This is a genomic window from Pseudoxanthomonas helianthi, assembly GCF_017939625.1.
Classification (GTDB): domain Bacteria; phylum Pseudomonadota; class Gammaproteobacteria; order Xanthomonadales; family Xanthomonadaceae; genus Pseudoxanthomonas_A; species Pseudoxanthomonas_A helianthi.
Map to the genome: position 1 here is coordinate 1,044,234 of NZ_JAGKTC010000001.1, position 22,304 is coordinate 1,066,537.

Below are 22,304 nucleotides of genomic sequence, written 5' to 3' on the forward strand. Positions count from 1 at the left end.
CAGCCGGAGCCAGGGCGCCGAAGTACAATCGCATCGGCATGGCACGCATCCCCGACGCCTTCATAGACGATCTTCTGGCCCGGACGGACATCGTCGAGGTCATCGGATCGCGCGTGCCGCTGAAACGACAGGGCAAGGAGTACGCGGCGCGCTGCCCGTTCCACGACGAGCGCTCGGCCAGCTTCACCGTGTCGCCGACCAAGCAGTTCTACCACTGCTTCGGCTGCGGCGCGCACGGCACGGCGATCTCGTTCCTGATGAATTACGACCGCCTCGAGTTCCTCGACGCGGTCGAGGAACTGGCCAAGCGCAACGGCATGGAAGTGCCGCGCGATACCCGCCAGCAGAACCAGAACGACGACAGTCGCGACCTGTACGCGGCGATGGAAGCGTCGGCGAAGTATTTCCAGCGCCAGTTGGCGAACAGCGAGAAAGCGCGCGCCTACCTCGATGGACGTGGTGTCGATGAACATACGCGCGAACTGTTCGGCATCGGCTACGCACCGGAAGGCTATTCGGCGTTGAAGGACGCGCTGGGCACGGACCCGCGTCGGCTGGCCCTGCTGGAACGCGGCGGCATGTTCTCGAAGAACGACCGCGGCCATGTCTACGACAAGTTCCGCGACCGGGTGATGTTCCCGATCGCCGACCGGCGCGGACGCACCATCGCTTTCGGCGGCCGAGTGCTGGAGAAGGACGACGGACCGAAGTACCTGAATTCGCCGGAAACACCGCTGTTCCACAAGGGCCGCGAACTTTATGGCTTGTGGCAGGCGCGCCAGTCGAACCAGAAGCTCGAACGGCTGATCGTGGTCGAAGGCTACATGGACGTGGTCTCGCTGTTCCAGTTCGGCGTCACCGAAGCGGTGGCGACACTGGGCACCGCGACCACGCCGGACCACGCGGAGCTGCTGTTCCGCAACGCGCCCGACGTGTACTTCTGCTTCGACGGCGACAACGCCGGGCGCAAGGCCGGCTGGCGCGCGCTGGAATCGGCGCTGCCGCGGATGAAGGACGGGCGCCAGGCGTTCTTCCTGTTCCTGCCCGATGGCGAGGATCCGGACACCATCGTGCGCAAGGAAGGCAAGGACGCGTTCGACGCGCGCCTCCGCCAAGCCACGCCACTGTCGCAGTTCTTCTTCGACGAGTTGTCGAAGGAAGTGAACCTGGCCACGCTCGATGGCAAGGCGCGACTGGCCGAACGCGCGCGCCCGCTGCTGGCGCAGATCCCCGATGGCGCGTTCGGCGACCTGATGAAGCAGGAGCTGGCGCGTATCACCGGCATCGGCGCCCAGACGCCGGCACCTGCCCCGCCGGTGCGCGTTGCGCGCGCGCTGCCGAACGCCGGCGGCAAGCCCAGTCTGGTGCGCAGCGCCATCGTGCGCCTGTTGCATTCGCCATCGCTGGCGCTGGCGGTGGAACCGCCGTATGGTTTTGCCAACCTGCGCCATCCCGGCGTCGAATTGCTGGTCGAATTGCTCGACATCGTGCAGGCCCGGCCGGAGATCAGCACCGGCGCTCTGCTGGAGCACTTCGCCGAGCGCGACGAACTGGCCGCGTTGCAGAAACTGGCGATGCAGCAACTGCCGGGCGAGGAGACGCACTGGCGTGCGGAACTGCTCGACGCGGTGGCGCAACTGGAGAAGCAGACGCTGCAGCAGCGCTTGGAGGAACTGCAGGCCAAGCACCGCGAAACTGGCCTGGACGAGGCCGACAAGTACGAACTGCGCGCTTTGCTGCAGGCGCGCGCGACACATTGAGCCTTTGGAGGCCACGATGAACGCGATTCGCCGCTTCAACTTCGCAATCCTCTTCGCATGCCTTTCCTGCTTCGCCGCCGCCGCTCAGGCAGGCGAATTCGCCCAGCCGCGCCCCGGATTGCGCACCGGCGGACAGCCGACGCTGGAACAGCTCGATGCATTGCCAGCGCAGGGCGTGCGCACGGTGATCGACCTGCGTCCCGACAGCGAGGACCACGGCTACGACGAAGCGCGCGAGTTGCAGCAGCGCAAGCTGAAGTACCTCAGGTTGCCGATCGCCGGCGCGCAGGACCTGACGCCGGCCAATGCCACCGCCCTGAAGAAGCTGCTCGACGAAAGCGGTGACGGCGTGCTGCTGCACTGTGCCTCCGGCAACCGCGCGGGCGCCTTGCTCGCGCTGATGGCCGCGCAGGAAGAACGCCTGCCGCCGGCACAAGCGCTGGAACTCGGCAAACAGGCCGGGATGAAGTCGCTGTCCCCGGTGGTCGAGGAAAAGCTCGGGCTGGCCCCTGCGGCGGTGAAGCCAACGCAGCCGTAATCCGCACGGCCGTTGCACGCGGCTCGCGGCACGCTGACTTCCGTTTTCAAGCTTGCCGCGCACCAGCGTGCGGAACAGAATCGCTTGACCCCACTCATTGGAGAATCCGATGTCGCGTTTTGCCGCCCTGGTTTCGAAGTCGCTGCTCACGCTCGCCATCACTACGGCGTTGACCGCCTGCGCCCCGCGCAACGATGCCTCGCAGGCGACTGCGGAAACCAAAGCCGAGCCTGCCGCCACCGCACCTGCCCCGGCACCTGCGGCCGCCAGCGAGGATGTGAAGGCGTTTTCGATCGGCACGCTGTCGGCCTTCGCCCTGCGCGACGGCGCGCTGGAATTCCCCAACGACAACAAGGTGTTCGGCGTCGGCCGCACGCCGGAAGAAGTCGCCGCGGTCCTCTCCGCCTCCGGCGCGCCGACCGACAAGATCCAGCTGAGCCTGCAACCGCTGCTGGTCAAGGCCGGCGATCGCGTGTTGTTGTTCGACACGGGTGCGGCATCGAACTTCGGCCCCAGCGCCGGCAAGCTGCCCGCTTCGCTGGCCGCCGCGGGCATCGACGCGGCCAGCGTCACCGACATCTTCATCTCGCATGCGCATGGCGACCACATCGGCGGCCTGGTCGATGCCGCAGGCAAGCTGGCCTTTCCCAACGCCACCGTGCATGTGTCGAAGCCGGAATGGGATTTCCTGACCGGGCTGGACGCGGAGAAGGCCAAGGCCTTCGGCATCGAAAACCATGCGGCCCTGGTGGCGGCGGTCACGCCGAAACTCGACGCCTTCGCGCCGGAAAGCGAGCTGGTGCCGGGAACGGTCAAGGCGGTCGCTATCAAGGGCCATACGCCCGGCCATTCCGGCTACCTGATCGGTTCCGGCAACGACACCCTGCTGTACATCGGCGACGCGGCGCACAGTTCCATCATCTCGGTGCAGAAACCGGAGTGGGTCAACGCCTTCGACGGCGGCGGCGACACTGCGCTGGCTGCGGCCAGCCGCCAGAAGCTGATCGAACAAAGCGCGGCCAGCGGCCAGCGCATCTACGGCGTGCACTTCCCGTTCCCGGGCGTGGGCAAGTTCGAAAAGCGCGAGGGTACCCACACCTACGTCTGGGTCGCCGAATGACCGCGGCATGACCTTCGGCCCGAGCAGGGCGGCGGAGGCGCGGTAAGCTGGCGGGAATCCCCTTGGAGCCCTGCCGATGTCGCACCGCATCCGCCTGTCCCTGCTGGCCCTCGCCCTTGTCGCCACGCCGGCCCTCGCCCAGACCGGCGAGGCGGCATCGTCCGGCGTGAAGCGCGAAGTCGTCGGCAACCGCACCAGCGAAAACATCCCGGCGATTCCCGCCGAGCTGATCGAGCGCCTGAACCGCTACCAGAACACCCGCGGCGCGGCCGTGGCCGGCTGGACCAAGGACGGTTGCCTGCTGGTTTCCACGCGCTTCGCCGAAACTGCGCAGGCGCACCGCGTATGCCAGCCGCTTGGCATGCGCGAACAGCTGACCTTCTATCCGGAGCCCGTCGCCGGCCTGGCCACCGCGCCGGCGCGCGCCGCGCGATCGGGGTTCGTGTTCTCCAAGGACAAGGGCGGCGACGAGTTCTCGCAGCTGTACTGGTTCGACGATGCCAGCCGCGAGATTTCCCTGCTGACCGATGGCAAGCGCAACCAGAACAACGGCGCGCTGTTCTCGCCGGACGGCGCGCGCATGGCCTACAGCAGCACCGCGCGCAACGGCACCGACACGGACATTTGGGTGCGCGACGTCGCCAGCGGCACCGCGAAACCGGTGGTGACCGAAGGCGGCAGCTGGAGCGCGCAGGATTTCTCGCCCGACGGCAAGCAACTGCTGGTGGTGAAGTACGTCTCCGCGGCCGAGTCGTATCCCGGCGTGGTCGACCTGGAAACGGGCAAGCTGCGAATGTTCCCGGTCGACGGCGGCAAGGCCGCGTTCGGCGGCTTCGAGTTCGCGCCTGACGGGCGTGCGGTCTATTTCGTGTCCGACGAACCGCTGGACGGCAAGGCGCAGGAATTCCAGACCCTGCGCTACCACGACCCGGCCACGGGCAAGCTCGAAGTGCTGTCGCGCCAGATCCCGTGGGACGTGGACGGCTTCACCGTCGCCGACGACGGCCGCCACCTGGCCTACGTCACCAACGAGGACGGCATCAGCAAGCTGCACGTGCTGGCGCTGCCGTCGCACAAGGAAGTGAAGTTGCCGGAACTGCCGGTCGGCGTGTTCGGTGCCGGCACGTTCTCGCCCGACGGCAAGCGCCTCGCGCTGAGCATCAACAGTGCGACTTCGCCCAGCGACGCTTACGTGATCGACCTGGACAGCGCCAAGCTGGTCCGCTGGACACGCAGCGAAGTCGGCGGCCTCGACGCATCCAAGTTCGTCTCGCCTTCGCTAGTGCGTTACCCGACCTTCGACGAAGTCGATGGAAAGAAGCGCACCATTCCCGCGTTCTACTACAAGCCGGCGAACGTGCCCGCGGGAAAGAAGCTGCCGGTGGTCATCAACATCCATGGCGGCCCCGAGGGCCAGTCGTTCCCGACCTTCAGCCCCAACGCGCAGTTCATGGCCAATGAACTGGGCGTAGCGATGCTGGTGCCGAACGTGCGCGGCTCCAGCGGCTACGGCAAGACCTACCTGTCGCTGGACAATGCGGAAAAGCGCGAAGATTCGGTCAAGGACATCGGCGCCCTGCTCGACTGGATCGCGCAGCAGCCCGAACTGGATGCCTCGCGTGTCGGCGTCGTGGGCGGCAGCTACGGCGGCTACATGACCCTGGCCACGCTGATGCACTACAGCGACCGCGTGCGCGCCGGCATCGACCTGGTCGGCATCTCCGATTTCGCCACCTTCCTGACCAATACCGAAAGCTACCGCCGCGACCTGCGCCGCGCCGAATACGGCGACGAACGCACGCCGGAAATGCAGAAGGTGTTCGCGGAAATTTCCCCCGCGCGCCACGCCGACCGGATCAGGTCGCGGCTGTTCGTCGCCCAGGGCAAGAACGACCCGCGCGTGCCCTATACCGAGGCGGAGCAGATCGTGAAGGCGGTGCGCGCCAATGGCCAGCCGGTCTGGTACCTGCTGTACGACGATGAAGGTCATGGCTTCCGCAAGAAGGGCAACAGCGATTGGTTCGGTGCTGCGAGCATTCTGTTTTGGCAACAGAACCTGTTGAATTGATCGGCGCGTTGCGCTGCGCTCGTTTCCGTCGCGACGACCAGTAGGGTGGGCAGGCTCCACCTGCCCACCATTGCGACGATCTCGCCGATGGTGGGCACGAAAGGCGTGCCCACCCTACGTCACTGGCGTTCTTGCCTCAGCGAACGACGTACGGATGTTCGCCATCTCCCGTCGGCAGGGGACGAATGTACATCTTGCCGTAACGGCAGACGTCGACGTTCTCGTAGACCATCGTCCTGCCGTTGCTGAAATGGAAACGGAAGTCGTAGCGGCAGCCTTCGGCATCCACGCTGACGGTGGCGGAGTCGCCGCCGCCCTTCAATGGTTCCAGCGGGACATCCTCGAATGCATCGCTGCCTGCCGGCGCGACGGATAACGAAGTCACGCTGTCGTGGGCGCGGTTGACGAGGTCGACGTAACGCGTGTCGCCGGCGTGGGCGTGCACGGCGGTGGCGAGCAGGAAAGCCGCCGGTAGGGCGAAGCGGGTCGGGCGCATGGCAAGGTCTCCGGTCGATGGGTCGGAATGACCGGTTGCGCATCGCTCGCGCAACCCGGTCCTTCCATCTGATGCGGGCAGGGCCGGCCACGGCCACCGATGCGGGACGAATCGTCGTTGCGGCGGCGCGAATCGTAGTCGGGCGACAGCGTGCTTTTCCTTGCGCCAGTGCGTGGCTACGATGCGGGTGCCATCCCGGACGAGCCGCCATGACCGTCGAACTCGGCACCACACGCATTTCCCTGCGGCGCTATTTCGCGCTGTGGACAGCCGTGGTGCTGGTGTCCGCCTTGCACGGCTACCTGCGCGACACCCAGGAAGGCCCTGTATGGTCGGCGTTCGATTACCTGCGCTGGTCGGCCATCCAGTGGTACGCCTGGGCCGCGCTCGCACCGATCGTGTTCCGGCTCGGCGAGCGCTATCCGATCGAAGCGCCTTTCCGGCTGCGTTCGTTGGGCAGGCACATGGTCTCCAGCGCGGGACTGACCATGTTGGCGCTATTCGTTGGCGCGGCCGTGTCCACGGCATTCGAGCCCAGTTCGTTTAGCGTGCAGTTCCACCAGTTCTTCGGTAAGCAGGCGCTGGCCGGCCTGATCACTTACTGGGCCTTGCTGGCGATCCAGCACACCTTGCGGTTGCAGGCCGAAAAGGCGCGCCGCGAGGTCGAAGCGAGCCGCCTGGCCACCGAACTGGCGCAATCGCGGTTGCAGGTGCTGAAGACCCAGTTGCAACCGCATTTCCTGTTCAACACCCTGCACGCCATCGCCACCCTGCTCGACGAAGACAAACTGTCCGCCGAGGACATGCTGTTGCGCCTGAGCGAACTGCTGCGCGCCTTCCTCGAGGACTACGACGGCCAGGAGATCAGCCTGCGCCGCGAACTGGAACTGCTCGACCTGTACCTCGGCATCCAGCGCAAACGCTTCAAGGACCGCCTGACCACGCAGGTGTACGTCGCCCCCGATGCGCTGGATTGCGCCGTGCCAAGCCTGATCCTGCAGCCCATCGTCGAGAACGCGATTCGCCACGGTATCGGCCGGCACGCCGGCAGCGACCGCATCGACATCGAAACCCGCCGCGAAGGCGACACGCTGCATATCGAGGTACGCAACCAGAACAGTTCCCTGGAAACCGAAGGCACGCCCGGCGGACACGGCATCGGCCTGTCCAACACGCGGCACCGCCTGCGCGAGCTTTACGGCGAAGCGGCCGACATCCGCCTCGACATGACCTGGCCGCAGGGCGTCGCCTGCCGCATTCGCCTGCCGTTCCGCGCAATGGAAGAGCCCGACGATCCGCCCGAGCACGTGCCCGCATGAGTCCGTCGCGGATTTCCACGCTGGTGGTCGACGATGAGCCGATCGCGCGCCACGCGATCGTGCGCCTGCTGCGCGACGATCCGGAGATCGAGCTGCTGGACGAATGCGGCGACGGCGCGTCGGCGGTAATCGCGATCCGCGAGCGCTCGCCCGACCTCGTGTTCCTCGACATCCAGATGCCGGTGATGACCGGCATGGACGTGGTCGCGACGATCGGCGCGGAACGCATGCCGGCGACCATCTTCGTCACCGCCTACGAGCAGTACGCGGTGCGCGCCTTCGAAGCCAACGCCATCGACTACCTGGTCAAGCCGTTCAGCCGCGAACGCTTCGCCGGCACGCTGCAACGCGCGAAAAAGCGGCTGTCCGCGGACATCGACGCCTCGGCGCGGATCCTGCAGGCGCTGGATGCGCTACGCCAGCGCGACCACTACCTGGAACGCCTGCCCGTGCGCGTGGACGAGCACGTCGTCTTCGTCCCCGTCGACGACATCGTCTGGATCAAGGCCAACCGCAACGTGGTGGAACTGCATCTGGCCGGCAAGGTGCACGAACTGCGCGAAACCATGGCCTCGCTCGCGGCGCGCCTGGACCCGCGCCATTTCGCCCGGGTGCACCGCTCGGCCATCGTCAACGTCCGCCGGGTCAAGGCGATCCATCCCTGGTTCAACGGCCACCACGTGGTCACCATGGACACCGGCCAGCAGTTGCGCATGAGCCGCTACCAGCACGAGACCTTCCTGCGCCTCGCGACAACGCGCAAGGAGCCGGACGAATCGCCCGGCTAGGCGGTCGGCACGAATTCCAGCGCCGCCGCCGGCTGCAGGAACGGCAGCAGCCAGTGGTCGATCAGCAGGAAGGCGAACAGCGCCATCAGGTACACCACGGAGTAGTTGAACACCTTCATCGCGAACAGTTCGTCCGGCGGGTCCAGCAGCTTCCACGCGTACCACAGGAACATCGCGCCCAGCACCAGCGCGCCGCCGAGGTAGAACAGGCCGCTCATGCCCAACAGCCACGGCAGCACGGTGACCAGCACCAGCAGCACGGTGTAGAACAGGATCTGCCAGCGCGTGTATTCCACGCCGTGGGTCACCGGCAGCATCGGGATCAGCGCGCGCGCATAGTCGTCGCGGCGGAAGATCGCCAGCGCCCAGAAATGCGGCGGCGTCCACACGAAGATGATCAGCACCAGCACCAGCGCGTGCGCCCAATCCCACGGTTGGCGCATGCCGGTGACCGCGGCCCAGCCCAGCAGCGGCGGCGCGGCGCCGGCGATGCCGCCGATGACGATGTTCTGCGGCGTGGCCCGTTTCAGGAAACCGGTGTAGACGACCGCATAGCCGATCAGCGAAGCGAAGGTCAGCCCCGCGGCCAGCGGATTGACCAGCCCGATCAGGATCGCCATCGACGCCGCGCCGAGGAACACCGCGAACGCCAGCACCTGCGCGGGCGCCAACGCGCCGGTCGCCAGCGGTCGATGCGCGGTGCGCGCCATCACCTTGTCGATGCGCTGGTCGATCAGGTGGTTGATCGCCGCCGCCGACGCGGCCGCCAGCCAGATGCCGAGCAGGCCGAACACGCTCTCGCGCAGCGGCGGCAGTCCCGGCACGGCGAGGAACATGCCGACCAGCGCGGTGAACACGATCAGCGCCACCACGCGCGGCTTGGTCAATTCCCAGTACTGGCCGAACTTGCCGGTCATGCGCGGGCGGTCCCGCGCAGCCGCGCCGCGTAGAGTCGAGCTTGCTCGACTGCTTCCCGCGCGGGAACCAGAAAGAACAGTCGAGCAAGCTCGACTCTACGAATCGTCATTCCGGCTTCCTCAGGCGCGCAAGCAACGACACCAGGGTGAACAGCAGCAAGGCCGCGCCGCCGTTGTGGGCGACGGCGACCGGCAACGGCAGCGCCAGCTTGACGTTGAGGATGCCCAGGCTGACCTGCGCCAGCAGCAGCACGACGATGCCGACGCCCCAGCCGCGCATGCCCGGGATGCGCAACAGGCGCCACGACAGCACCAGCAGGTAGCCCGCGGCCAGCACCGCGACGATGCGATGCGCCATCTGGATGGCGATGCGCGAAGCGCCGTCGAGCACGCCGCCCTCGTAATCGACGCCGACCCCGCGCCACAGCACGAAGCCTTCGCGGAAATCGTGCGGCGGCCACCACTGGCCGACGCACTTGGGGAAATTGTCCGCGGACCAGCTGCCCGCACCGCAGCTCAGCGCCGCGTAGTTGGCGCTGGTCCAGCCGCCCAGCGCGATCTGCAGCGCGAGTACGGCGATGGCGCCGATCACCCAGTTCCGCAACTGCAACGCCTCCGCCAGGCGGATCGGCCGGTCGGTCGCACGCCATGCGGTCCAGGTCAGCAGGGAGAAGGTCAACAGGCCGCCGAGCAGATGGCCCATCACCACCACCGGCTTCAGCAGCCAGGTCACCGTCCACATGCCAAGCAGGGCCTGGAAGATGATCACCGCCAGGGTCAACGCCGAGGCGCGCGACAGGTCGGCGTTCGACCAGCGCAACGCGGCGAACAGCAACAACCCTTCCGCAACGATCGCCAACGCCGATGACGCCACGTGTTGCCCGTGCATGTACAACGGAATGGCGACGGCGACCAAGGCCGAAGCGAGCAGGATTTGCGCGATGCCGAAACGGCGCCGGCGCGCCGCCAGCAGGGCCAGCGCCAGCACCAGCACGCCGAGCGAACCGGCCAGCATGCGGTGCACCTGTTCGCGCCAGGCCTTGTGGGTTTCGAACGGACGGATCGCCGAGGCGGCATGGTCGGCGACTTCGCCCACCGCCTGCGGCCACGTCGCCCGGCCATAGCAGGTCGGCCAGTCGGGGCAGCTCAGGCCGGCGTTGGACAGGCGCACGAAGGCGCCGAACACGATCACTCCCAACGCCAGCGCCACCGCCAACCAGGCGAGGCGATGGAAATGGCGATGGCGATGGGCGGCGTGCGGTGCGGAATTCATCGGGACATCCGGTTCGTGGGGCTCACATCAACTTCAGCAGCTTGGCCATGTCGCTGCGCAGGTCGACCGGATCGAAGCCGGGCGCGTAGCGCAATACCACGAAGCCGTAGGGGTCGATGACGTAGGCCGGCACGCCGGCGGCGGAAACCTGGTTGCGCGGCAGCGCGGCGGACAGTTTCGCGTCTTCGCGCATCGGCTGCCACGCCGGCGAGCCCGGCGCCTGCGCCGGCATCGCGCCGAACCACAACACCTGCGCATGGTCCGCGTCCTTGCCGAACAGCTGCCAGACCTTGTCCACGTCTTGCGCCAGCTTCGCGCATTCGGCGGCATGGGCCTGGCACCAGCCCGGCGGCGGGGCCAGTGCGATGCGCCACAGGCGGCGCTCGGGTTCCCACGCATAGGCGGTACCGTCCGCGCGCGCCAGCGCAAACGCGCGCAGGTCGGGCTTGGGCGACAGCAGCTCGCCCTTGCTGCGGCTGCCCGACGGATGCAGGTTCAGCCAACCCATCGCCATCGCCACCAGGATCGGACCGATGAACAGGAGGAACAGCGCGATCAGGGTGCGTCGGCCGCGGCGAACCGACGCGGCCTCGGGGGAAGGATGGCTCATGCGGCCATTTTCTCACGCGAGCGCCGGCGCTGCCGCAGGCTCAGCAGCAATGCGGTGGCGAACACGGCCAGCGCGAGTCCGAACCACTGCACTGCGTAGCCCAGGTGGCGCTCCGGCGGCAGGGTGTTGGGCAGGATGTCGAGGTCGCGGGCGTAGCCGAGCCTGAGCGCGGGATCGAGCTTCAGCACCCGTGGCGGCAGCGCCCGAACGCGGAGGTCCGGGGCGAGGTTCGGCGCATCCAGCCCGATGGTCAGCAGTTCGCCACCCGGTTGCTTCGTCGCCACCGCGCTGGCAATGCCGTGCGACGGCGGCGGTGCGAGCAGGCCCTGCACGCGGATGTTTCCGGCCGGCGACTCGATTTTCGGCATGGCCCGGTCGCCCGGCAGCGGCAGCCAGCCCAGTTCGACCAGCAAGGGCGGCGCGCCCGTAGGAACGAACAAGCGGTACGCGCGCACCCCGGCCCGGCCATCGCGCTGCTGGTTGTCCAGCAGGACTGCCGGCGCATCGGCGAACACGCCTTCGCCGGCCGCCCAATCGTATTCGCGCGCGCGCGCGGCATCGGCCGCGAGCGCCAGGGATTGCGGGTTGCGTTCGACCAATACCTCATGGACCGCGGCCAGCATCGCTTCCTTCTGCTTGGCCCGGCCCAGTTGCCAGGTACCGAGGCCGCAGAAGGCCGCCATCGCCAGCAGTGCGAGGGTCCAGCCCAACAGCGGGTGCAGGCGCCTGTTCGCGCGTTCGTTGCCCATGGCTGCAATAATACGTTCACGCGACCGGGCAGCCACGCGAGGACACGATGAGCGATTCGTTGAAAACCCTGGTGATCGTGGCCTTCCTGGCGCTGATCGTGTGGAACCTCGGCGCCGGCCTGTATTACCTGCTGGTCGACAAGGGCCAGAGCAAGCGCACGGTCAACGCCCTGACCCGGCGCATCGCGCTGTCGGTGGCGCTGATCCTGCTGGTGATCCTGGCCATGTACATGGGCTGGATCAAGCCGCACGGCATCGGCGCGTAACCGCACTACAAGCCTTCCGAAAAATCGAGATATCCGGTGTGGGAGCGACGTCAGTCGCGATGCTTTTGCCGTACCGATGCCGGGAAAGAGCTCGCGACTGACGTCGCTCCTACGCCGGATATTCCGGATATCGGGACGCTTGCTCCGGATCGGGATGCCAAAAGAAACGGGCCGGCAATGCCGGCCCGCCGTTTTTCTGCATCCCGTGCCGGTTACAGCACGTAGACGAACAGGAACAGGCCCAGCCAGACCACGTCGACGAAGTGCCAGTACCACGCGACGGCTTCGAAGGCGAAGTGGTTGTCCTTGCTGAAATGGCCCTTGGCGCAGCGCAGCCAGATGATCGCCAGCATGATCGTGCCCAGGGTCACGTGCGCGCCGTGGAAGCCGGTCAGCATGAAGAAGGTGGAACCGTAGATGCCCGAACCCAGGGTCAGGTTCAGCTCGTGGTAGGCGTGGATGTATTCCTTGGCCTGGAAATACAGGAAGGTGCAGCCCAGCAGCACGGTGGCGCCCAGCCAGAACAGCAGGTGCTTGCGCTTGCCCGCCTTCAACGCATGGTGGGCGATGGTGATGGTCACGCCCGAGGTCAGCAGGATCAGCGTGTTGAGCAGCGGCAGGCCCCACGCCGGGATGGTCTTGAACGTGCCGCCGACCTGGCCGGGACCGGCGGTCGGCCACGCCGCGCTGAAGCCGTCCCACAGCAGGCTGTTGGTCATCACGCCGTCGCCTTCGCCGCCGAGCCACGGCAGCGCGTACTGGCGCGCGTAGAACAGCGCGCCGAAGAACGCGCCGAAGAACATCACTTCGGAGAAGATGAACCAGACCATGCCCATGCGGAAGGACACGTCGACCTGCTTGTTGTAGTGGCCGCGCAGCGATTCGCGGATCACGTCGCCGAACCACATGAACAGGGTCGCCATCAGCATGAACACGCCGGCGAAGAACACCCACTTGCCCCACGTGGTTTCGTTGAGCCAGTTGGCCACGCCGAACATGGTCGTGAACATGGCGATGGAGCCGACGAAGGGCCAGCGGCTGCCGTGGGGCACGAAGTAGGTGTTGGCGTCCGTCGAATGGGTATTGGCCATGGCGAGTCTTCCGGTGCGGATCAGGGCGCCGCGAGCGGCGTGGTGGACGCGATGGGCGCCCGCCCGGGCTGGTTCTGCTGCAGCTGGGCGGTCAGTGCGTCGTTCTTGTAGAAGGTATACGACAAGGTGATGGTGCTGACGTCTTCCGGCAGCGCCGGATCGACGATGAAGCGCACCGGCATGTCGCGGGTTTCACCGGCCTGCAGGGTCTGCGCGGTGAAGCAGAAGCATTCGGTCTTGGTGAAGTAACCCGAGGCGCGAGACGGCGCCACCGAAGGCGCGGCGCTGCCGACGATGGCGCGCTTGCCGTCGTTGCGGGCGAAGTACTTGGCTTCGTACAGCTTGCCAGGCTCCACCTGCATGGTCAGCTGCTCGGGGTGGAACGCCCACGGCAGCTTGGAGTTGGCAGTACCGTCGAACTGCACGGTGACCAGGCGCGACTTCGGCGCGACCACGGCCGCCTTCGCTTCGCCCGGACCCTGCTCCAGGCGCACGCCGAACACCTTCTCGCAGGCGATGCGGTACAGCGGAACCAGCGAGAAGGTCAGCAGGAACACCGCCACGGCCACGCCGACCAGCTTGCCCAACCCGGCGGCGTTCGACTTCGCGCCGCTCATGAGGCCAGCACCCCGGACAACAGGAACGCGACGTAGACCAGCACCGCGATCGCGCCCGCGATCAACGCCGTGCGCACCGCGCGCTTGCGGCGCGCGGCGATGTCGTCGGCGGGGGCGGGCCGCGGGCTCATCGCGATGTCAGTGCGACACGTCGCCGTGGGCCAGGTCGCCGTCCTTGATGACCGGCGGCGTGCTGAAGGTGTGGTGCGGCGCCGGCGACGGCACCGTCCATTCCAGGCCCTTGGCGCCTTCCCAGACGCGCGCGTCGGCCTTGGCGCCGTATTTCTTCGAGTGCCACAGGATCGCGAACATCATGAACGGGGTCAGGAACATGCCGAACGCACCGATCGAGCTGACCAGGTTCCAGTCGGCGAACACCGGGTTGTAGTCCGGGATGCGGCGCGGCATGCCGGCCAGGCCCAGGAAGTGCTGCGGGAAGAACAGCAGGTTGACGAACACCACCGACCACCAGAAGTGGAACTTCGCCGCGGTCTCGTTGTACATGCGGCCGGTCCACTTCGGCCACCAGTAGTACACCGCGCCGATGATCGAGAACAGCGCGCCGGTCACCAGCACGTAGTGGAAGTGGGCGACGACGAAATAGGTGTCGTGGTACTGGAAGTCGGCCGGCACGATCGCCAGCATCAGGCCGGAGAAACCGCCGATGGTGAACAGGATCACGAAGGCCACTGCCCATAGCATCGGCGCTTCGAAGCTCAGCGAGCCCTTCCACATCGTGCTGACCCAGTTGAACACCTTCACGCCGGTCGGGATCGCGATCAGCATGGTCGCGAACATGAAGTAGATCTCGCCGCCCAGCGGCATGCCCACGGTGAACATGTGGTGGGCCCAGACGATGAACGACAGGAAGGCGATCGACGCGGTCGCGTAGACCATCGCCTGGTAGCCGAACAGCGGCTTGCGGCTGAAGGTCGGGATGATCTCGCTGGCCACGCCGAAGGCGGGCAGGATCATGATGTAGACCTCGGGGTGGCCGAAGAACCAGAAGATGTGCTGGTACATCACCGGGTCGCCGCCGCCGGCGGCGTTGAAGAAGCTGGTGCCGAAGAACTTGTCGGTCAGCAGCATGGTCACCGCGCCCGCCAGCACCGGCATCACCGCGATCAGCAGGAAGGCGGTGATCAGCCAGGTCCAGCAGAAGATCGGCATCTTCAGCAGGTCCATGCCCGGCGCGCGCATGTTGAGGATGGTCGCGATGATGTTGATCGCGCCCATGATCGAGCTGACGCCCATCATGTGGATGGCGAACACGGTGAAGGCGACGTTGTAGCCGCCCTGCAGCGACAGCGGCGGATACAGGGTCCAGCCGCCCGCCGGCGCGCCGCCCGGCAGCACGATGGTCATCAGCAGCAGGGTGAACGCGAACGGCATGATCCAGAACGACCAGTTGTTCATGCGCGGCAGCGCCATGTCCGGCGCGCCGACCTGCAGCGGGATCATCCAGTTGCCCAGGCCGACGAAGGCCGGCATCACGCCGCCGAAGATCATCACCAGCGCGTGCACGCTGGTCATCTGGTTGAAGAACTCGGGCTTGACGAACTGCAGGCCCGGGGTCATCAGCTCGGCGCGGATCACCACCGACATCGCCGCGCCGATGATGAACATGATGAAGCTGAAGATCAGGTACAGCGTGCCGATGTCCTTGTGGTTGGTCGAGAAGAACCAACGCTCGACGAACCCCTGCTTGTGTTCGTGGTGGTCGTCGTGATGGCCGACAGCTTCGGGATGGGTTGCGGACATGGGCTACCTCGGATGTTCGTTCGATCAGCCGGCCGAAGCGGCGGCGGCGGGGGCCTGCTGCGCGGTCGGCGCGGCCTCGGCCGGGGCGGCGAGCTCGGCTGGCGCAGCCTCGGCGGGTGCCGCGGGCGCGGCTTCGACGGGCGCGGCCGGCTTCTTCGAGGCCAGCCACTGCTTGAATTCTTCCTTCGGCACGGCCTTGACCACGATCGGCATGAAGCCGTGGTCCTTGCCGCACAGCTCGGCGCACTGGCCGCGGTACGTGCCCGGCTGCTGGATGTCGGTCCAGGCCTCGTTGATGATCCCGGGGATCGCGTCCTGCTTCCAGCCCAGCGCCGGCACCCACCAGGCGTGGATCACGTCGTCGCCGGTGATGACGAAGCGGATCTTGGTGTTGACCGGCAGCACCAGCGCGTTGTCGACGTCGAGCAGGTAGTGCGGGTTCTTGGCGACGTCCGGCACCTCGCCGCTCTGGCGGATGCGGTCGGATTCGCGGTCGAGGCGACTGGTGAACTCGACGCCCTCGCCCAGGTATTCGTACTTCCACATCCACTGGTAGCCGGTGACCTTGACCGTCATCTCGGACTGGCGGGTGTCGTACATCGCGATCAGCTTCTTGGTCGCCGGGATCGCCATGACCACCAGGATCACGATCGGCACCACGGTCCAGATGACCTCGGCCACGGTGTTGTGGCTGAACTGGGCCGCGACCGCGCCCTTGGACTTGCGGAACTTGAACATCGCATAGCCCATCGCGCCGAACACGATGATGCCGATGACCACGCAGACCCACAGCGCCACCATGTGCGCGTCGTAGGCGTGGTTGGCCGAGGCGGTGACGCCGCGACCCATGTTGAGCTGCCATTCCTTGGGATCTGCCGACTGGGCGAAAGCCAGCGCCGGCGCCAGCCACATTCCCAGGGCGGTCAAGCGCTTGCCCCATCCATTCATTTGCGTCATTGCCTAGACCCCAAGCGTCGTCGGTTGTCGTCCCGCGGCGCGGCCGCAAGACGCTGAATAACCGGGGAATGTTATCCGGGGGGCTCCGGGGCGGCAAGCCGAGCGCATTCTCGTCGCCGGAGGTTGCGGACTAAACTATTGGTCTTTCTCCGGTATCGGCAGTCCATGGCCACGCCCCAGCCAACCCCTTCCGCCCCGTCCGCGTCAGCGCCTGCGGGCGCCATCGTCGCCCCCGAACTGCCCCCGCCGCCGTCCGCGTTGCGCGCCGCGATCACCGCCGCCTACCTGCGCGACGAAGCCGAGCACGTACGTGAACTGCTGGCGCAGGCGCGGCTGGAACCCGGCGCGCAGGCCCATGCGCAGGCATTGGCCGCCGACCTGGTCCAGCGGGTCCGCGCCCGCGCCCAGGACCAGGGCGCGATCGAGGCCTTCATGCGCCAGTACGACCTAGGCAGCGAGGAAGGCGTGCTGCTGATGTGCGTGGCCGAGGCGCTGCTGCGCATCCCCGACCAGGACACCGCCGACGCGCTGATCCGCGACAAGCTGGGCGATGCCGACTGGGAAAAGCACCTGGGCCAGAGCGATTCGGTGCTGGTCAACGCCTCGACCTGGGGCCTGATGCTGACCGGCAAGCTGGTCTCGTTGAATGACCTGACCCGGGCCAACGTCCGCGGCGCGTTCAAGCGCCTGGTCGGCCGGGTCGGCGAACCGGTGATCCGGCTGGCGGTGCGCCAGGCGATGCGGATCATGGGCCATCAGTTCGTGATGGGCCGGACCATCGGCGAAGCCCTCGCCCGTTCGCGCAAGGGCGACAACGCCGACTACCGCTATTCCTTCGACATGCTGGGCGAAGGCGCGCTGACCGCGAAGGACGCCGCGCGCTACCTGCAGGCCTACCGTGACGCGATCCACGCCATCGGCAAGAGCGGACCGAACGGTTCGTTCGTCGGCGGCGATGTGTTCGCCGCGCCCAGCATCTCGATCAAGCTGTCCGCGCTGCACCCGCGCTACGAGCACGCCAAGCGCGCGCGGGTGATGAAGGAATTGGCCCCGGCGATCCTCGAACTGGCGCAGCTGGCCAAGTCCTACGGCATCGGCTTCACCATCGACGCCGAGGAGGCCGACCGCCTGGAGCTGTCGCTGGACCTGATCGAAGCGACCTTCTCCGACAAGTCGCTGGACGGCTGGGAAGGCTACGGCCTGGCCGTGCAGGCCTACCAGAAGCGCACGCCGTACGTGATCGACTTCCTCGCCGACCTCGCCCGCCGCGTCGGCCGGCGCATGCCGGTGCGCCTGGTCAAGGGCGCGTACTGGGACGCGGAGATCAAGCGCGCGCAGATCGATGGCCACCCGGGCTACCCGGTGTTCACCCGCAAACCCAATACCGACGTGTCGTACCTGGCCAATGCGCGGCGCATGTTCGGCCACGGCGATGCGCTGTACCCGATGTTCGCCACCCACAACGCGCAGACCATCGCCGCGATCCGCTCGATTTCCGAAGGCCGCCCGTACGAGCACCAGAAGCTGCACGGCATGGGCGACGACCTGTACGCCGAAGTCGTGCCGGCCGACCGCCTCGGCGTGCCTTGCCGCGTGTACGCGCCGGTCGGTTCGCACGAGGACCTGCTGCCGTACCTGGTGCGGCGCCTGCTGGAGAACGGCGCCAATTCCAGCTTCGTCAACCGCATCACCGACGAGAGCGTGGCCATCGACGACCTGATCCGCGACCCGGTGGAAACCGTGTCGAACTTCGATTCGATCCCGCACCCGCGCATCCCGCTGCCGCGCGACCTGTTCCGCCAGCAGCCCGCTCCGATTCCGACTTCCGACCGAGACAACTCCATGGGCGCCAACCTCGCCAACGACAACGACCTGCGCGCGCTGGCCGAGCGCATCAATGCCGCCGTGAAGCCCTGGAAGGCCACGCCGCTGGTGCCGGGCGCGGTGGTCTCCTCGAGCCCGCTGGCGGTGACCAGCCCGGCGGACCGCCGCCAGAACGTCGGCGAATGGCAACCGGCCGATTCGGCCACGGTGGAGAAGGCGCTGCAGAACGCGGTCGCCGCGCAGCCGGCCTGGGACCGTACACCGGCCGCGAGCCGCGCCGCGTTGCTGGAGCAGGCGGCGAACCTGCTGGAGCAGCGCATGCCGGAATACATCGCGCTGTGCGTCAAGGAAGCAGGCAAGACCATTCCCGACAGCGTCGCCGAAGTGCGCGAAGCGGTCGATTTCCTGCGCTACTACGCCGGCCAGGCGCGCGCGCAGTTCGGCGCCGCGGAAAAGCTGCCCGGCCCGACCGGCGAATCCAACGAACTGCAGCTGCACGGCCGCGGCGTGTTCGTCTGCATCAGCCCGTGGAATTTTCCGCTGGCGATCTTCCTCGGCCAGGTCGGCGCCGCGCTCGCCGCCGGCAACAGCGTGATCGCCAAGCCGGCCGAGCAGACCAACCTGATCGGCTACTACGCGGTGAAGTTGCTGCATGAAGCCGGCGTGCCGGAAGCGGTGCTGCAGTTCCTGCCCGGCGACGGCGCCACCGTCGGCGCCGCGCTGACCAAGGATCCGCGCGTCGCCGGCGTGGCCTTCACCGGCTCCACCGAAACCGCGCGTGCGATCAACCGCGCGCTGGCCGGCCGCGAAGCCGGCCCGATCGCCGTGCTGATCGCCGAGACCGGCGGCCAGAACGCCTTCATCGCCGACAGCTCCGCGCTGCCGGAACAACTGGTCAAGGACGCGCTGGCGTCCGCCTTCACTTCGGCCGGCCAGCGCTGCTCGGCCGCGCGCGTGCTGTTCGTGCAGGACGACATCGCCGACAAAGTGATGACCATGCTGGCCGGCGCGATGGACGAGCTGAAGATCGGCGACCCCGGCCTGCTGTCCACCGACGTCGGCCCGGTGATCGATGCCGACGCGCTGAAGATCCTCGAGGACCACGCCGCGCGCATGGCCGGAGAAGCGCGCCTGATCAAGCAGGCCAACCTCGGCGACGAAGCCGCGCACGGCACCTTCTTCGCCCCGCGCGCGTGGGAACTGAAGTCGCTCGACCAGCTGCAGCGCGAGGTGTTCGGCCCGGCACTGCACGTATTGCGCTGGAAGGCCGACCAGCTCGATGCGGTGATCGACGCGATCAACGCCACCGGCTATGGCCTGACCCTGGGCGTGCATTCGCGCATCGACGAAACCATCGACCGCATCGCCGCGCGGGTCAGGGTCGGCAACGTCTACGTCAACCGCAACCAGATCGGCGCGGTGGTCGGCGTGCAGCCGTTCGGCGGCCAGGGCCTGTCCGGCACCGGCCCGAAGGCCGGCGGCCCGCACTACCTGGCCCGCTTCGCCACCGAGAAGACCGTCACCGTCAACACCACCGCTGCGGGCGGCAATGCTTCGCTGCTGACACTCGGCGATTGATGCGACACGATTCGGTGTGGGACCGGTTGCGAACCGCTCCGGTGTGGGAGCGACGTTAGTCGCGAATTCGAAGTCGGATACTCCCGACATCGCACCTGGCAGACCCGGAGCCTTGTCGGCACCGGTCCGTGGACGGGACAACGTGGCGCCATGATTCGCGACTAACGTCGCTCCCACACCGAGTATTCCTACTGAAACAAAAAAACCCCGCCGAGGCGGGGTTTTTTGCGTGTCGCGATTGCTTCGATCAGAACTTGTACTGCGCGGAAATGCCGTAGATATCGGCACCGCCGTCGAACTCGCCGACCAGGCGCGAACCGCTCGAGGACACGATGTCGATTTGCGGCGTGTCGACCAGGTCGATCTTCACGTAGCTGGCGCTGATCTCGAAGTTCGGGGTCGCGTTCCAGGTCAGGCCCAGCGAATACCACATGCGGTCCTGGTCGGGCATGCGCGGGGTGCGGTGCGGCAGGCTGACCGGCGAATCGTCGCGGGCCACGCCGGCGCGGGCGGTGAACTTGTCGCTGAACTTGTACTCGCCGCCCACGGAGTAGAACCAGCTGTCGCCCCAGGAGTAGTTCTCGACCGAGTCGGGCTGCGCGCTGTCGAACTCGATGCGGATTTCCTTCAGGGAATGCCAGTCGGTCTTCGAGGTCTCGGCCATCAGGGCAACGCGATCGTTGACCTGCCAGGTGGCGCTCAGGGTATCGATGCTGGGCGTGGTCAGCGCCGCACCGCCACCGGTGGTGACGTACTGGTTCGGCGCAAAGATATTGAGCAGGGTGGCGACGTTGCCCGGCTTCTCGAAGGTGGCCGTGCCGCGCAGGTCGTAATCCACTTCCGAGCGGTGGCTATAGCCCAGCGACAGGTTGTCGGTCGGGCGCCAGTTCAGGCCGACCAGCCAACCGATGCTGTTGTCGGTGCCGTGGATCTCGGCGAAGCCGTCGTTCTTCTGCGGACCGAACGGCGCGGCGACCGGGTTCGGGGTGACGCAGGCGGCGACGTTGATGCGGCAGATCGCCGAACCGAAGTCGACCGCGTTGGACAGCGTCACGTCGGCGCGCGAATAGATCAGCCCGAAGCCCGCCGAAAAGCGGTCGGTCAGGGCCACCGAGGCGGCCAGGGTCAGGTCGACGATCTTCACGTCCGATTCCAGCGCGTGGTAGCGACCCACCCAATCCTTGTCGTAGTTGGTCTTCAGGCCGAACGGCGCGCTGACCATGGCACCCAGGGTCATGCGGTCGAAAGCGCCGTCCAGCGGCAGCACGAACGACATCGCCGGCACGGCGGTCAGGTCGCCGGCTTCACCGCCATTGCCGCCGGTCAGCGGACGGGCCAGCGGGCTGCCCGCCGCCGCGGTACCGCCGCCCTTGAACTTGAACGACAGGTCGATGGCCGAAACGTCGGCCTGCACGGCCTTCTGCTCGAAGGTGGACATCACCGCCGGATTGTTGACGACCACCGAGGCGTCGCCCTTGGCCGAGGCCGAACCGGCCATCGCACGACCCTGGGCCTTGACGCTGTTTTCCTTCAACTGGAAGGCCGACGCATGGGCCTGGCCCATGGCCAGCGCGCCGGCGATGCCGAACGCGAGGGCGGAAAGCTGGGCGAAACGATTGGAAATCTGCATGTATGCCTCTCCGAAAAAACGTGGGACAGCTCTTGCGCCACGATCACGGCCGCCCCGGGAAGGAGGCAGGCCCTGTGCCGGAAACCCCTCCCGACATACGACGCCGTATGTAGTATAGCCCGCACTTAAAACAAAAAAGTAACAATTAGGGGCGTCGCGGTTAGCCCGGGGTTCACTGTCGTGAATCGGGTCAAGCCACGCGAACCCTCCGCCCCGTACAGTCCCCGCATGTTCGTTTCCCTGCCCTCCCGCAAGAAACCCGGCGTGCGCTGGGCCGCCCCGACCCTGCTGGTGCTGATGTCGCTGGCCTTCCTGTGGGCGTACAGCCGTCCGCACGAGGCCCAGCGCAACCTGTGGCTGGACTGGGGCGCGCTGTCCGGCGGACTGGCCACGCCCGAGGCCTGGTGGGCAGCCCTGCGCGACGGCAGCGCGCTGCGGCTGTTCACCGCGTTGTTCCTGCACGCCGACTGGGCCCACCTGCTGGGCAACCTGGTGTTCCTGATGATCTTCGGCCCGCCGGCGGAACGCACCATGGGGCCGTGGCGGTTCCTGGTGCTGTTCCTGGTCGGGGGCGCGATGTCTAACCTCGCCGCGGTGCTCAGCGTCGGCACCCCGGACCAGGTCATCGTCGGCGCCAGCGGCGCGGTGTCGGCAGTGATCGGCGCCTACCTGGCGCTGTTCCCCGGGGCGAAGCTCGGAGTGGTGTTGCCGCTGGGCCTGTTCCTGGAATTCGTCAAGGCGCCGGCCTCACTGCTGATCGGCATCTGGGCGGTGCTGCAGGTCGTGTTCGCCTATATCGGCCCGGCGTTCGGCGCCGTGGCGTGGTCGGCGCACATCGCCGGCTTCCTGTTCGGCGTGATCTACGCACTGTTCGTGCGCGCGGCCATCGCGCGGCGATTGCGCAAGCGGCAGGGCTATTGAAGCGGGCGACCTTATAATTCG

19 protein-coding genes and 1 pseudogene are annotated in these 22,304 nt (G+C 67.1%); 9 read left to right on the forward strand and 11 right to left on the reverse strand.

Translation table 11 applies throughout. The annotated features are described in order from the left end of the window. Window positions 1–38 precede the first annotated feature (38 nt). The 4 genes from dnaG (at window position 39) to J5837_RS04730 (ending at window position 5,486) form a co-directional block, all read left to right on the forward strand. Window positions 39–1,760, forward strand: coding sequence for a DNA primase (gene dnaG / locus J5837_RS04715; protein ID WP_210535549.1), 1,722 nt, complete (start codon window positions 39–41; stop codon window positions 1,758–1,760). Between the two features lie 16 nt (window positions 1,761–1,776). Further along, complete coding sequence (locus tag J5837_RS04720) at window positions 1,777–2,298, forward strand: protein tyrosine phosphatase family protein (protein ID WP_210535550.1); 522 nt, start codon at window positions 1,777–1,779, stop codon at window positions 2,296–2,298. 109 nt (window positions 2,299–2,407) lie between these two features. Beyond that, window positions 2,408–3,418, forward strand: a complete 1,011-nt coding sequence (locus J5837_RS04725; RefSeq protein ID WP_210535551.1) for an MBL fold metallo-hydrolase — start codon at window positions 2,408–2,410, stop codon at window positions 3,416–3,418. Window positions 3,419–3,494: 76 nt separating this feature from the next. Beyond that, window positions 3,495–5,486 carry a S9 family peptidase gene (locus tag J5837_RS04730; RefSeq protein WP_210535552.1) on the forward strand — a complete coding sequence of 664 codons (1,992 nt, stop codon included), beginning with the start codon at window positions 3,495–3,497 and terminating at the stop codon, window positions 5,484–5,486. A 136-nt stretch (window positions 5,487–5,622) separates the two neighbouring features. Here the strand turns inward: J5837_RS04730 and J5837_RS04735 are convergent, their stop codons facing one another. Then, window positions 5,623–5,982 (reverse strand): hypothetical protein, encoded by a 360-nt coding sequence (locus tag J5837_RS04735; protein ID WP_210535553.1) that lies wholly within the window; start codon window positions 5,980–5,982, stop codon window positions 5,623–5,625. Window positions 5,983–6,191: 209 nt separating this feature from the next. On the opposite strand from J5837_RS04735, the gene J5837_RS04740 reads away from it, so the two are divergent. Together J5837_RS04740 and J5837_RS04745 are read left to right on the forward strand one after the other, a co-directional pair. Further along, a complete protein-coding gene (locus J5837_RS04740; protein WP_210535554.1) occupies window positions 6,192–7,301 on the forward strand; it encodes a sensor histidine kinase in 1,110 nt (369 codons plus the stop codon). Continuing rightward, entirely contained in the window at window positions 7,298–8,089 is a 792-nt protein-coding gene (locus J5837_RS04745; protein WP_210535555.1) for a LytR/AlgR family response regulator transcription factor, read from the forward strand. Before J5837_RS04740 ends, J5837_RS04745 begins: the two co-directional genes overlap by 4 nt. Here the strand turns inward: J5837_RS04745 and J5837_RS04750 are convergent. The 4 genes and pseudogenes from J5837_RS04750 to J5837_RS04765 form a co-directional block, all read right to left on the reverse strand. Next, a pseudogene (locus J5837_RS04750) lies at window positions 8,086–9,015 on the reverse strand (heme o synthase); the annotation flags it as partial. The gene J5837_RS04745 and the pseudogene J5837_RS04750 overlap by 4 nt on opposite strands. A gap of 97 nt (window positions 9,016–9,112) precedes the next feature. After that, on the reverse strand, window positions 9,113–10,279 hold the full coding sequence (locus J5837_RS04755) for a COX15/CtaA family protein (RefSeq protein WP_210535557.1): 1,167 nt from the start codon (window positions 10,277–10,279) through the stop codon (window positions 9,113–9,115). 22 nt (window positions 10,280–10,301) lie between these two features. Beyond that, entirely contained in the window at window positions 10,302–10,889 is a 588-nt protein-coding gene (locus J5837_RS04760; RefSeq protein ID WP_210535558.1) for a hypothetical protein, read from the reverse strand. Next, window positions 10,886–11,638: an SURF1 family protein gene (locus tag J5837_RS04765; protein ID WP_210535559.1), complete on the reverse strand. Its 753-nt coding sequence runs from the start codon at window positions 11,636–11,638 to the stop codon at window positions 10,886–10,888. Before J5837_RS04765 ends, J5837_RS04760 begins: the two co-directional genes overlap by 4 nt. Before the next feature lie 47 nt (window positions 11,639–11,685). On the opposite strand from J5837_RS04765, the gene J5837_RS04770 reads away from it, so the two are divergent. Beyond that, window positions 11,686–11,904, forward strand: coding sequence for a twin transmembrane helix small protein (locus J5837_RS04770; protein WP_210535560.1), 219 nt, complete (start codon window positions 11,686–11,688; stop codon window positions 11,902–11,904). Between the two features lie 212 nt (window positions 11,905–12,116). On the opposite strand, the gene J5837_RS04775 is transcribed toward J5837_RS04770, so the two are convergent. From J5837_RS04775 to coxB, 5 genes are read right to left on the reverse strand one after another with little or no spacing between them, the layout of a single operon-like run. Continuing rightward, on the reverse strand, window positions 12,117–12,995 hold the full coding sequence (locus tag J5837_RS04775; protein WP_210535561.1) for a cytochrome c oxidase subunit 3: 879 nt from the start codon (window positions 12,993–12,995) through the stop codon (window positions 12,117–12,119). 20 nt (window positions 12,996–13,015) lie between these two features. Beyond that, the gene (locus J5837_RS04780) at window positions 13,016–13,612 is read right to left on the reverse strand and encodes a cytochrome c oxidase assembly protein (RefSeq protein WP_210535562.1); all 597 of its coding nucleotides are present in this window, start codon (window positions 13,610–13,612) and stop codon (window positions 13,016–13,018) included. Next, on the reverse strand, window positions 13,609–13,743 hold the full coding sequence (locus J5837_RS16480) for a hypothetical protein (RefSeq protein WP_280518200.1): 135 nt from the start codon (window positions 13,741–13,743) through the stop codon (window positions 13,609–13,611). Before J5837_RS16480 ends, J5837_RS04780 begins: the two co-directional genes overlap by 4 nt. Window positions 13,744–13,750: 7 nt before the next feature. Continuing rightward, the gene (gene ctaD / locus J5837_RS04785; RefSeq protein WP_210535563.1) at window positions 13,751–15,373 is read right to left on the reverse strand and encodes a cytochrome c oxidase subunit I; all 1,623 of its coding nucleotides are present in this window, start codon (window positions 15,371–15,373) and stop codon (window positions 13,751–13,753) included. Between the two features lie 24 nt (window positions 15,374–15,397). Beyond that, a complete protein-coding gene (coxB, locus tag J5837_RS04790; protein ID WP_210535564.1) occupies window positions 15,398–16,330 on the reverse strand; it encodes a cytochrome c oxidase subunit II in 933 nt (310 codons plus the stop codon). A 165-nt stretch (window positions 16,331–16,495) separates the two neighbouring features. Between coxB and putA the strand changes: the two genes are divergently transcribed. Next, on the forward strand, window positions 16,496–19,732 hold the full coding sequence (gene putA / locus J5837_RS04795) for a bifunctional proline dehydrogenase/L-glutamate gamma-semialdehyde dehydrogenase PutA (RefSeq protein WP_210535565.1): 3,237 nt from the start codon (window positions 16,496–16,498) through the stop codon (window positions 19,730–19,732). Window positions 19,733–19,979: 247 nt separating this feature from the next. Here putA and J5837_RS04800 read toward each other — a convergent pair whose 3' ends face one another. Beyond that, the gene (locus J5837_RS04800) at window positions 19,980–21,362 is read right to left on the reverse strand and encodes an OmpP1/FadL family transporter (protein WP_210535566.1); all 1,383 of its coding nucleotides are present in this window, start codon (window positions 21,360–21,362) and stop codon (window positions 19,980–19,982) included. 228 nt (window positions 21,363–21,590) lie between these two features. On the opposite strand from J5837_RS04800, the gene J5837_RS04805 reads away from it, so the two are divergent. Next, window positions 21,591–22,283 (forward strand): rhomboid family intramembrane serine protease, encoded by a 693-nt coding sequence (locus J5837_RS04805; protein ID WP_210535567.1) that lies wholly within the window; start codon window positions 21,591–21,593, stop codon window positions 22,281–22,283. Window positions 22,284–22,304 lie beyond the last annotated feature (21 nt).